The sequence below is a fragment of the Dialister sp. genome (assembly GCF_047832375.1).
GTDB lineage: Bacteria > Bacillota > Negativicutes > Veillonellales > Dialisteraceae > Dialister.
On the sequence record NZ_CP181256.1, the window covers coordinates 1,869,725 to 1,882,175 of the forward strand.

The following is a 12,451-nucleotide window of genomic DNA, read 5'->3' on the forward strand; positions in this document are numbered from 1 at the left end:
CTTTGCAGATTATTCCGGGGCTTGATCAGTCTCTTATACGTGGATTAACAGGTCAATGATTTCGCCGCGGGTTCCTTCAATCTTTTATTTGGAATCATGCCTATGCATGTCCTGCAAAGCTAGCACTAGGATAACCCAGCCTCTCTTAACTCAAAGCTCTCCCTTAATATTGTCCAAACCGCTATTCACCTTTTAATCATCTCCCTTCGACTGTATTTTTATGCTTGCTGTCTAACTCAGAGAACTATGCGTGCGATGTCAAGCTTTTTTACGAATAACGTCAGCAGTGTGTCCAGTCATCATTCCCCAAATAAAGCCACTGAATTCCCGGGCAACGGCAGTAGCAGCAACATTACTGTTTTTCCCTTTCATAATCTTGTCTCTGAACCTTACGCGAAGTCTTCTGTTTGCTTTGTCCGCATAATGAATATCTGATGCACAGCATCCTTCCTGCCGTTTTCTCAAAGCCCTGCTCTTGTATCCGGGCCGCCCCCGTGAAAAGCCGGACCAGACTGCTTCAATCAGCTTCTTCCTCAAAACAATATTTCCGGCTTTTGAAATGCTGCCATAGTTGCCATCTTCATTACTGGAGTGTTCAGTTGGGGTAAGTCCCAAAAAGGACGCAAAATGGCCTGCTGTAGGAAAGCGCTTGAAATCGCCAATAGTTACAATTAAACGAAGTGCAAAGCCATATTCTATTCCAAGGAAACAGCGCAGTTTATTGACATTAGCTGCATACTTTTTCTGCATTGCAAATGACTTAATCCTGACATCCAGATCTTCCAGCTTCTGCTGGAGGGTAAGCAGAGTTGTCATATACTCACTCAATGTTTCCTTATTCAATTCGCTCAGCGGGAGACTCATAATCCAATTCACATGTTTTTGGGTCCAGGTAGCTCCCTGGTTATAATGGAATCCCATCTGGTGCACAAAAGCAGTTATCCGCTGTTTAGTGACTTTAACCATATCCTGATGGTCGTCACGCATCCTGATATAGCGGAAAATGGATTCGTCTTCCTCATCGGGGACATAAATGGAAATACACTCACTTTTCGCCATGGCATTGGCAAGCGCTCTTGAATCAATATAATCATTTTTGAATTTTTTATCTCTGCTGCTTTTCTTCAAAGAAGAAGGAGCTATTACCATACAATCTACATTGGCTGCCATAAGCTTACGGTAAAGGCCATAACCGAATAACCCGGCTTCATAACCACAGATAACATGGCACTCTCTGTTAACGGCTTTTTTGCAATCACCAATGAACCGGAGCACATTCTTTACTGCAGGGCCAAGTTTACGAGGGGGAATAAGATCTAACGTAATAATTTCACCGGCAGGAGACATTTGATTAACGACAGCAGCCATCGTATAGTTTTCGGTATGGGTGTCGATACCAACATAAACGAATGGGATCGGGGACGTAAATGTGCTAGAATAAGACATGATGACCTCCTTGGTTGAGAAAATATGATCCTGTTCTCGTAAAATTGGCCTTGCAACTATATTTTACCGAAATTTGGGCATATACATCAAACTGGGGAGGTCATTTCATATTATCTTTGCAGGACATGCATAGGCATGATTCCAAATAAAAGATTGAAGGAACCCGCGGCGAAATCATTGACCTGTTAATCCACGTATAAGAGACTGATCAAGCCCCGGAATAATCTGCAAAGCTCTTCCTCCATGTTGTTCAGGCAGCTATTGCCTGGAACCCGCATACCAATTTGAACTTGACATGGAGCCCCTGCTCATGTGATTTCCAAGCCAAGGGGCCGAAAAAATATGGCCATAGAGGAAGCAGGCTATCACATGAGCCGCTCCATGTAAAGTTCAAATTTTCCCAAACCGATTTAATTCCATTACATCTTGCAACTAGTCTTATTGGCAAGAATATTTGGCATGCTTGGGGTCTTGACAAAGGTCATTTCATAAGAGCTAGCTGCCCCGTGTGAGTGACTCTACACGCAAGCATACTAACCGCCAAACCCAACAGCTCGACAAACTGAAATTGGTATTACACACCCTCCCTGCCACCATCCCATTGGAGCCCCACCAGTTATACCACACCAAAAAGCCCTGCCAACGTCAGGTTTTTCTGGCGTTATGCAGGACTTTCACTTATATGGACAGGTCCCCCCTTACGGGACCCTATTAACTATTACACCAATTTGCTGAAGTCACCCCAGCCATCGAAGAAAGCCAGCGTTTTCTTCAACTGGGCGATGCGGTTGTTCTTTACTGCTTCGTCCTTCACCATGACCATGACGTTATCGAGATAGTCATTGATAGGCTGTGTCAGTTCTTTCAGGTATGGCAGGGCATCGGCATAGCGGTACTCTTTGTAGAGCGGTTCCACGGAGGCCATAGCCTTTTCCAGGGCAGCTTCCAGGTTCTTTTCCGCATCTTCTTCGAAGAGTTCCGGATTCACGTCTCCCCCTTCCTTGCCCTTTGTAATATTGGCAAGGCGGGTGACGGCCTGGCGGAGATCCGTTTCTTCCTTCAGATGGCTGTCTGCCATGGCTTTTGCCTTGAGGAAGATGGCGTAAATATCATCCACCGGTCCGGCGAGAACGGCATCAATGATATCGTATTCGATACCATCATCGAGAAGGATGGCACGAATGCGCTGACGGAAGAAATCTTCCACCTGGGAGAGGACTGTTTTCTTCGTATCCTCTTCGCCCGGCAGCAGTTCCAGGGCCTTAGCAATGCCTCTCCGGATATCCCAGTGGATCTTGCCATCTACCAGGATATTCACGGCGCCGATGGTCTGGCGGCGCAGGGCAAAGGGATCCTGGGAACCCGTAGGAATGAGGCCACGGAGGAATGTGGCTGCCAGGTTATCCAGCTTATCTGCCAGGGACAGGGCGCGGCCGATGGATTCTTTCGGAAGAATATCGCCGGCAAAGCGGGGCATGTACTGTTCGAAAATGGCCTGTGCCACATTCGGCTTTTCCCCATCCAGCAGGGCATATTCCTTGCCCATTTCTCCCTGGAGTTCCGTGAATTCGGTGACCATACCGGTGGCCAGGTCGGACTTGGACAGGTAGGCTGCCCGGTCGGCATCCTTCATTTCTTCTTCCGTGAAGTTCCAGTCTTTTCCGATGGAGGCGGTCAGTTTCTGCAGGCGGTCTGCCTTGTCCCGCATATCGCCCATGCCTTCCTGGTAATTGATGCGGGTCAGGTCATCCCTGTGGCCTTCCAGTGTCTTCTTCCGGTCGTTTTCAAAGAAGAACTTCGCATCATCCAGACGGGCCCGGAGTACCTTTTCATTGCCGTGCTGTACGTTTTCCAGCGCTTTTGTCCCGCCGTTCCTGACAGTCAGGAAATAGGGCATCAGCGAGCCATCTTCGTTTCTTACGGGATAGTATCTCTGATGGTCCCGCATGGGGGTAACCACAGCCGGTACCGGGAGCTTCAGGAATTCATCATCAATCCGGCCATAGAGGGGCGTCGGATATTCGACGAGGTAATTGATTTCTTCCAGAAGGTCTGCATTATGCCATACGTGGCCACCCAGTTTTTCTGCGGTTTCCAGAAGGCCTTTTTTTATCATATCCCGCCGTTCATCCTGGTCCACGATGACGAAGGCTTTCCGCATATCTTCTTTATAGTCTTCCGGCCGTTCGATGGTGACCGGTTCCTTGCAGAGGAAGCGATGGCCCCGGCTCACGCGGCCGCTCTTTACATGGGCAAATTCCACCGGAATCACCTGGTCATCGGCCAGTGCCACGATCCAGCGGACAGGACGGATGAAATGGGCTTCTTCATTGGCCCAGCGCATGGAACGGGTGAAGTTCAGACCGGTAATGAGGGACAGGAACAGGTCCGGAAGCACGTCTTCCACCTTTTTGCCCTCATTCACCACATGGGCCCAGGTATAGTCCCCTTCTTTTACAAGCTGGGACGGGTCGATATGCTGGCCCCGGGCAAATCCCTGGGCAGCGCGGGTGGGGTTGCCATCGGCATCAAAGGCTGCCTTGATGGAGGGGCCCCTCTTTTTCACTTCTTCATCGGGCTGGCGGTCTGCCGCATTCTTTACGAGCACTGCCAGTCTTCTCGGTGTAGCATAAACCGTAATTTTCTCGAAGGAAATACGGTTTTCTTTAAATTTTGCATCGGAGAGGGCCCGGAGCTGGTCCACTACGCCGGACATAATATTGGCCGGCATTTCTTCTGTTCCGATTTCCAAAAGAAGATTCTTACTCATTTTCCTTCACTTCCTTTCAGCATGGGGAATCCCAATTCTTTACGTTTCTTCAGCCATCCCTTGGCACACATTCTTGCCAGGTTTCTTACCCGGGAAATATATTCCGTTCTTTCAGAAAGGGAAATCGCCCCTGCCGCGTCGAGGAGGTTAAAGGAATGGGAGCATTTCAGCACATAATCATAAGCCGGAAGAACCATGCCTGCCTTCACCACACGCTTGGCTTCTTTTTCGTACATGTCAAACAGTTTGAACAGCATGTCATGGTCAGAAAGTTCATAGCTGTACACGGACTGTTCATATTCATTTTCATGCCAGATATCGCCGTAGGTAACACCGTCGGTCCATACGAGATCATAGACATTGTCCTTTTCCTGGATATACATGGCAATACGTTCCAGGCCATAGGTAATTTCTACGGCCACCGGATGTTCATCAATGCCGCCGACCTGCTGGAAATAGGTGAACTGGGTGATTTCCATACCATCCAGCCATACTTCCCAGCCAATGCCCCAGGCCCCCAGTGTCGGGGATTCCCAGTTATCTTCTACGAAGCGGATATCATGTTCCTCCGGGTCAATGCCCAGTTCCTTCAAAGATTCCAGGTAAATTTCCTGGATGTTGTTGGGAGACGGTTTCATGATGACCTGGAACTGGTGATGCTGGTACAGGCGGTTCGGGTTATCCCCGTACCGGCCGTCGTCCGGGCGGCGGGATGGTTCTACATAGGCCACATTCCATGGCTCCGGTCCTAAAACCCGAAGGAAAGTGGCAGGATTCATGGTGCCTGCCCCTTTTTCTGTGTCGTAAGCTTCGCCCAGTACGCAGCCCTGCTTCGACCAGAATTTCTGGAGTGCTAAAACAATCTGCTGAAATGTCATATTTCCTCCTAAAACAATATAAAAATCCCTGTAACACAATTGTTACAGGGACGAGTTACAGGGATACCTGACCCGCGGTTCCACCCTCATTGGCCTTGCGGCCCACCTTCATTCATGGCAGCCCTACTCCGTTCGGGCAGCAGCTCAGAAACGCCTTCCGCATCCTGCCGGACTCTCACCATCACCGGCTCGCTGAGTATGCGTACTCCTTTTCTTCATCACCGTAGTTATGGGACCATTTTAGCAAATTGGAAACAGAATGTAAAGGGGAATTATGGGGAGTGTATGAGCCTATGCGTATGAATGGGGCTAAAGGTGGCAGGTGAACGTCGCTTCGCTTGTTCACCGGGTTGTGGCTTCAACATCGCTTCGCTCGTTGAAGCGGGGGCACAAGGTGGATCAGCGGCTTCGCCGCTATTTATATCAGTCAGCCGCCGCAGGCGGCGTTACATAAGGTTCCCTTTCCTTTTAAACGCAGTGCCACCACCCGCTGGACGAGCAAAGCGATGTCCAGCCACAACCCGGTTGGCGAGCTCAGCGAAGCCAACCCACCACCTTTAGCCCCATCCAGCAGCATGGAGCAATCATCAAACCCGGCCCAGGCCCAAGGCCGCTGCCAAAGGCCGCCAGGCCTGAATCTAAATTTCTTCCTCGAGCCCAGGCGGCAGCCTTGCCCTGGCCGTCAGGCCACAGCCTTGCCGCAGGCAGAGCCCCAGCCACAGGCCGCAGCCTTTTCTCTCAGTCCTTCTTCACTTCTTTTCCCACATGGGGTTCCAGAAAATGGGTCCTTGCATATTCCCACAGTACTTCAGAGCCATCGGCGGTATGTTCATTCCGCTTCAGGATCTGGGACAGGTGTACCCCGTGTTCCTTCCATGATTTTCCACCGGTATAGTCGTTAAGCATCATGGGCTGGATATTATCCATGGTATGGGCAAAACGGGCTTCCGGTGTATCCGCCCGTTCGAACTCATCCCACAGGGCCCGGAGTTTCTTCCCCTCTTCTTCCGGAAGTCTTCCAAATAGACGGTCCGCACTTTTCGCTTCTTTATTGTGCTGGTCTTCCTTGCTCACGCCGCCATAAGCATAGGTATCACCGGCATAAATTTCCACCAGGTCATGGATAAGAAGAATGGATACGGTCTTCAGGACGTCGATTTTTTCATTGCTGTATCCCGAGAGGAGGATAGCCATCACCGCCATGTGCCAGGCATGTTCGGCATCGTCTTCCATGCGAATGGCATCGGTAATATAGGTCTGCCGGGTAATCAGTTTCTCCTTGTCGATTTCCCGGAAAAAATCAAAGAGTGCATCCAGTATCTGTTCTGTATGTTGTTCCATAGGTCTGTTATCCTTTCATGACATGTGATTGTATAACCAATGGTGGCAAGCAACCCAAACGAAGTGAATGGTTCATAAGGGTGGTGGGTGAACATCGCTTTGCTCGTTCACCGGGTTGTAGGTGCTTCGCACCGGGGGCGTAAGGCAGCAAAGCCGCCTTCGGCGGCAGATCCACCTTATGCCCCCGCTTTGGTAGGGCGATAGCCTTGCCAAAGCTACAACCCGGCCAGGCTGGCGAAGCGGCCGAGGCCCACAACCTTTAGCCCCATTCACCCGTTTAGACCGTACACCCCACACTCGAAAATCCCATTATTCTGCCGCCTTATGGTTTCTCCTGTCCCAGATGAAGAAAACTACATAGAGCAGGATGGAGATGGCAATGACCGCTCCCAGGCGATGGGGGTTCTGGGAAATGGTCACTGTATCGTGACCGATGAGTGCTTCGATGGCGGTGGCAGGAAACTTACCGATAAAAGAGGCCAGGAGATAATCCCGGAAACTCATTTTTGACAGGGCGCCGAAGGCATTCAGCGCAGCCGACGGGAAATACGGAATCACCCGGGCAACCAGCATCACCCGGAACCCATTGGTCCGGCTCTTTTCATCCCATTCAGAAAGTTTTTTATTTTTACCGATCAGTTCCTCTGCGGAAGACCGGAGAAAGGTTCTGAAGAAGATAAAACTGATGCCAGCTCCCACGGTCTCTGCTACCCAGGCAAGAAGAATTCCCGGGACCACCCCAAAGATTAACGTGCAGGCCGTAGAGAAAATCATGGCCGGCGGAAATCCCACCGCATTCATGACAGCAGTGAGCACAAAAGCAAAAAGTGCCGCTCCCTTGCCAAAGGAACGGATATAATCGGCAATACTGATAATTTCTCCCTGTTTTAAAAGGGCCCATATTTCCTGGAACGCCTTCGGATCTGCCAGATAGCACCCGCCAAACAGGATAATGACAAAAAGCACAAGTGCCAGTTTCACCAGGTCCTGGCTATGTTGTTTCATAGGTAGTACCTCCTGATGGGACCATTATAGAGTGGGGACGCATGTGAGTCAAGGACGTTGGGAAATATGGTATGGCCAAACCGGTACATGGGGCTAAGGGTGGTGGGTCGGAGTTGGACCAGCTCTCACCACACATGTATGAATGGGGCTAAAGGTGGTGGGTTGGCATCGCTGTGCTCGCCAACCGGGTTGTGGGCGCTTCGCGCCGGGGGCATAAGGTGGATTTGCTGCCTTTGGCCGCCATTGTACCTTATGCCCCCGCTTTGGTAAGGCGTAAGCCTTACCAAAGCCACAACCCGGTGAACGAGCGCAGCGATGTTCACCCACAACCCTTAGCCCCATCCAGCGGTATGGGCAATCAGGCAAACCAGGCTCCGTCCGCAGGACAGAGCCCCGGCCGAAGGCCGCTGCCCGCCCTACTTACAATATATCCAAATCGTCATAAACCGGGTTAGCCAGGAATTTTCCGGTGGTATCAATAATGCCCCATTTTCCCTTCATCTTGACCCCGGCACGGCCTTCATGGAACGGAGTCACATCGCTGGCTTCTTCTTTGAAGGTAATGCTCTCTTTTCCGTCAGCAGTTACATATTTCCAGCCATCCTTTGTCTTGACCGGAATCAATCCATCTCCTCCTTTGGAAAGGGCCAGGAAAATGGGCTCCGTTACTTTCTGTCCATCCCGTGCCATAAGTCCCCAGCGGCCTTTTTCTTTATATCCATAAAGTCCTTTTTCGACATAGTACAGTTCGTCATAGGCAAAGGGTACAAGGACAGTGCCATCAGTCATGGAGAGGATGCCCCACTTTTTGTCATCCTTCCGTGCGAGAAGCACAGCATCTTCACTGCCCGGAATGAGGCTTTCATATTCGATGTGGGCAATGAAAGTACCATCCCGGTTCACCCAGCCGTACTTTCCCTGGTTCCGGATGAGCACCCCCTGATCGTCCATCTGGAAAACCCGATCATTGGCGGGACTGGCAATGACCTTGCCCTCGGAATTGATATAGCCTCTTTTCACGCGGACCGTGGGCACGGTATCGTAATCATAGTACCAGGGATCCCACACAGGGAAGCCGATACCCCAGCCCCAGGGATGATGGTAATGGTGATGATGATGGAACCAGTCCCCCCATCCCCATCCGATGCCGATGGAAATGGGGAAGCGGCGAACCGCCGTGGTCTCTACGGTTTCTCCGGTGCGGACCTCGGCCATGCCATTTTCGAAGGGATAAAGCTTGTCATAATTGGCCATGAACGCCACGGTGCCATCGGGTTTGGCATACCCGTTGCCATCGATGGTCTTCACCCCCGCCAGGCCTTCAGAAAATCCGGTGAGCACTGCCTTGAACTGGGGCTTAGCCGTCACATTTCCCTTATTGTCCAAAAATCCCCACAGCTTATTTTCATCCTGCACCGCTGTATAACCTTCCGTAAAGAGGGGAATCACATTTTTATAGATAGGCTTCACCACTTCATTGCCCTTGCCATCAATAAATCCCCAGCGGTTATGATTATCCTCCACCGCCAGAAGGCCATCGGAGAAGGACGGACCCGACTCTTTATACGCCGGCGCAACTACCTGGTTTCCTTCCCTGTCTATCACACCCCAGCGGCCCTTGTCCCGTACCGGTGCCAGACCGCTGGCATCAAAATAACGGGCCTCCTGGTATACCGGCGTAATCTCTTTGCCGGAAAGGGAGAGGTACCCATATTTTCCATTCGACTTCACGATGGCCATGGAATTTTTAAAATCAGAAACCTGGTCGTAGGATTCATTCGAAACCAGGGAACCGTCTTCTTTATAGAAAATGATTTTCTTATCCGGCTTCTCTACTGCCAGGGCCCCTTCCTGCCAGATGGAGCGGTTCTCGTAGGAAGGTGGAATGACTTCCTGTCCCTTTCTCGTATAGAACCCCCGGAGCTTACCCTGCTGCACTTCCACCAGGTTTGCCCGATCCGGTTCACTGTCCATGTCATTATCCTTCACATCGGGGTCCGACAGGCTGAGACCGATCTTGTCAAAAGAAACAGGAATGACCACCTTTCCTGCTCCATCAATGGCTCCCCATTTTCCATTCTGCTTTACAGCAGCCGCAAAGGGAACCGGTTCCGCACCGCTTCCCCCATGGGACTGGGGATCGGCATAATCCGGACCTTCATTGGCATAGGAAGAAAAAGATACGCAAATCATAGTGGCCAGTAAAGCCGCCACCCACTTTTTATGGCTCATTAAAATCACCTCGTACGCGAATCATGACCTTACATCAATATATATATTTTAGCATAGAACTGTACCAGCCTATAGTCCAAAATAATGAAAGGTGGCTGAAGGGTAAGCCCTGTGGGCAAGTGGCTCAGGGGGAATGGCCTGTGGCCAAGGGGAAGGTGTAGCGCACAATTCATATAGCGCCGCCAGGTATATATTCCGATTTTGCATCTCTGCTGCCGGATACTAAAAATGTGCCGCCATATAACCCGTCGCGGCACACCTTCCCCGCGGGCAAAGCCCGTTATCCACCAGCCGCTTCACCGAAGACGCTGCCCCTCAGCCACATTTTATCAATTATAGTATTTATCTTGAATAATATATAAAAAATATTTTTAATATATATTTAAATCTGTTATTCCAATTTCTTATTCTTTCATGTATAATCAAAATGGATGAGGGCAGAAATCTATCCGGGGAGAGGCCTCGAAAAAATACCCGGACATGATGTAAGCCGTAAGCCATCCTGCAAAGATGAATCCATAAGAGCTCCGGAAATAAAAATCCGTTCGATGCATCGGTGAATCTCCTGATTCTAGGGATGGAGATCCGCCAAAACAAGCAGCTGGCATTACAACTGAATACACATGGCAGAAAGCCTGAAGGAGATCCAATTTCTGGAACAGGCTGTGGCTTTAATTGATATGTGTCACAGTCAGTCGACGTAACCCTTTGGGCTTTTTGTCGTGGCATGAGTCAGCCTGACTGCGGCCAAGGATGCCGAAAAGTGGTCAGATCGTGTGCGCCGTAATTTTAACATCACCATAAGCATGCAGGTCCTCTATCTCCAAGGGCCTGAAACGCAAAAGACATTTAGCCTGACTATAAAACCGCCTCCCTGTCAGACCAAACGGGCTACGCAAAACCTCCGGATGGATTAATGGGAAAGACGAGGAATGCCTGTTCCACAGAATTCGCTTTCGCCCCGTGGATTGCTTCTCTGTCCAAAAGATACAGCCCTGCTCCCCCCTTGTTCCTTTTTCCCTCATAGTCCATAATAGAAAGAAAAAGGAAGGGTGAAAAAATGGAACACAATTATCTGTTTGATGGGGTGGCCCTGCTCATCTGTCTCTGGTTCATTAAATCCTATTTTCTGGGAAAGGCTTCAACTGCAGAGGAAAAATTTATTTATAAGGAAGCTCCCCGGTGGCTTCTCTATATTACCAGCGGGCTGGTTTGCCTGACACTTCTCATGATGGTGGCCGTGGACTTTGGGTTGGCACCAGCTACTGCCACCCAGGAAAGCACATTCCGACTTACTGTCGTCTCCCTCTTGCTATGGCTGGCTCTGGTACTTTATACGAAATGGAACTGGGGTGTCCACATTACCGACCGGGATGTGCGTGGAAAGAACAATCGGTCGATGCTGATTATTCTCCTTCTCATGGCCTTTCTGGCCTCCTCTTTGCGGTGACAAAATCCTACTGATTTTCTCCGGTGGTTCCAGAATAATTGAAAAAGAAAAAGACAGCAGGAATCATTTGATTACCTGCTGCCTTTTTTATTGAAGAGCACCTCTCCAGTGCCCTGTATCGTCTTATTGAATCATTTCCGCCTTGTCCGCCAGTTCCTTTGGCACGGTGATGCCAAGGATTTCTGCGCTCTTCTTATTGATGACAAGGTCCATATCCTTCTGGTATTCGATAGGCATGTCTGCCGGCTTTGCCTTGCCGGAAAGGATTTTAGCCGCCATAGCCCCCGCCTGTTCTCCCAGACGGTAATAATTGATGGACACCCCGGCCAGGGCCCCGTTCTTTGCCATGTTGCTGTCGCCACCAATGACCGGGATTTTTGCTTCGTCTGTCACTTTAATGAGTGCCGGAAGGGCAGAGGAAATCACATTATCCGTTGGCACGTAAATGAAATCCACATTTCCCGCAAAAGCTTCCGCCACCTGCTGGAGGTCATTGATGGAGGTCACCGTTTTTTCCATGACTTCGATGTGGTTATCTTTGCAGTACTTCTTCATGCGGTCCGCCTGGATCTGGCTGTTGATCTCAGAGGAGCTGTAAATGAGACCCACCTTTTTCGCATTCGGAACGAGGGAAAGGCCAAGCTTCATCTGGGCTTCTACAGAAGACATATCCGATACGCCGGTCACATTGCGGCCCGGTTTTTCATTGGAGTCCACAAGCTTTGCCTGCTGGTAGTCGGTAATAGCAGTCCCTACGATGGGAATATCATGGATTTCATTGGCCAGGTTCTGTGCGGCAGGCGTGGAAATAGCACAGACCAGGTCCGGCTTCTTTTCCTTCAGCCTCGTCACGATGGAAGCCAGGTTTGACTGGTCCCCCTGGGCATTTTCCTGGATAAAGGAAACCTTACTGTCATCGAAACCATTTTCTTTGAGTCCATCCCTGAATCCCTGGTTTGCTTCGTCCAGTGCTTTATGTTCCATGAGCTGCACAAGGGCCACCTGTTTCTTTGCGCCCTCGCCATTGCCGCAGCCCGCTCCTGCCATGGCTGCCAATACCATGGCGCCGATTGCCGCGGTCTTTATCCACTGTTTCATAGCATCCTCCCTGTCACGAATATTGATTCCTGTTTCATTGTATCACGAATGGTGAAGGAGGGACAGTGGGGCCATCGCTCCAGTCCATGACCTGCAGTTCTGGGCTGGTGAAAGCAGCTAAGAGGGCAGCGTGCTTCGCTCGAGGGGCTCAACGAACCGGTGTGCCGGGAACGTCAGTAACTGACCATCCCGTGAGTCTCCTTCTCTTCTATAGATTGGTGGATATAGGTA

The 12,451-nt window shown here is 50.3% G+C and carries 8 protein-coding genes; 1 reads left to right on the top strand and 7 read right to left on the bottom strand.

From position 1 onward, the window contains the following. Nucleotides 1-258: 258 nt before the first annotated feature. From ACFWUL_RS07475 to ACFWUL_RS07500, 6 genes are all read right to left on the bottom strand, one after another. Entirely contained in the window at nucleotides 259-1,446 is a 1,188-nt protein-coding gene (locus ACFWUL_RS07475; RefSeq protein ID WP_416176858.1) for an IS110 family transposase, read from the bottom strand. A 718-nt stretch (nucleotides 1,447-2,164) separates the two neighbouring features. Next, complete coding sequence (gene glyS, locus ACFWUL_RS07480) at nucleotides 2,165-4,216, bottom strand: glycine--tRNA ligase subunit beta (RefSeq protein ID WP_416176859.1); 2,052 nt, start codon at nucleotides 4,214-4,216, stop codon at nucleotides 2,165-2,167. Next, nucleotides 4,213-5,094, bottom strand: coding sequence for a glycine--tRNA ligase subunit alpha (glyQ, locus tag ACFWUL_RS07485; RefSeq protein ID WP_297023877.1), 882 nt, complete (start codon nucleotides 5,092-5,094; stop codon nucleotides 4,213-4,215). Before glyQ ends, glyS begins: the two co-directional genes overlap by 4 nt. A 738-nt stretch (nucleotides 5,095-5,832) precedes the next feature. After that, entirely contained in the window at nucleotides 5,833-6,435 is a 603-nt protein-coding gene (locus ACFWUL_RS07490) for an HD domain-containing protein (RefSeq protein ID WP_297023880.1), read from the bottom strand. 309 nt (nucleotides 6,436-6,744) lie between these two features. Beyond that, entirely contained in the window at nucleotides 6,745-7,440 is a 696-nt protein-coding gene (locus ACFWUL_RS07495) for a TVP38/TMEM64 family protein (RefSeq protein WP_416176860.1), read from the bottom strand. Nucleotides 7,441-7,860: 420 nt separating this feature from the next. Beyond that, a complete protein-coding gene (locus tag ACFWUL_RS07500) occupies nucleotides 7,861-9,672 on the bottom strand; it encodes a WG repeat-containing protein (protein ID WP_416176861.1) in 1,812 nt (603 codons plus the stop codon). A gap of 1,060 nt (nucleotides 9,673-10,732) precedes the next feature. On the opposite strand from ACFWUL_RS07500, the gene ACFWUL_RS07505 reads away from it, so the two are divergent. Next, a complete protein-coding gene (locus ACFWUL_RS07505) occupies nucleotides 10,733-11,122 on the top strand; it encodes a hypothetical protein (RefSeq protein ID WP_297023888.1) in 390 nt (129 codons plus the stop codon). 123 nt (nucleotides 11,123-11,245) lie between these two features. Here the strand turns inward: ACFWUL_RS07505 and ACFWUL_RS07510 are convergent, their stop codons facing one another. Continuing rightward, nucleotides 11,246-12,220, bottom strand: coding sequence for an ABC transporter substrate-binding protein (locus ACFWUL_RS07510; RefSeq protein ID WP_416176862.1), 975 nt, complete (start codon nucleotides 12,218-12,220; stop codon nucleotides 11,246-11,248). Between the last annotated feature and the right edge of the window lie 231 nt (nucleotides 12,221-12,451).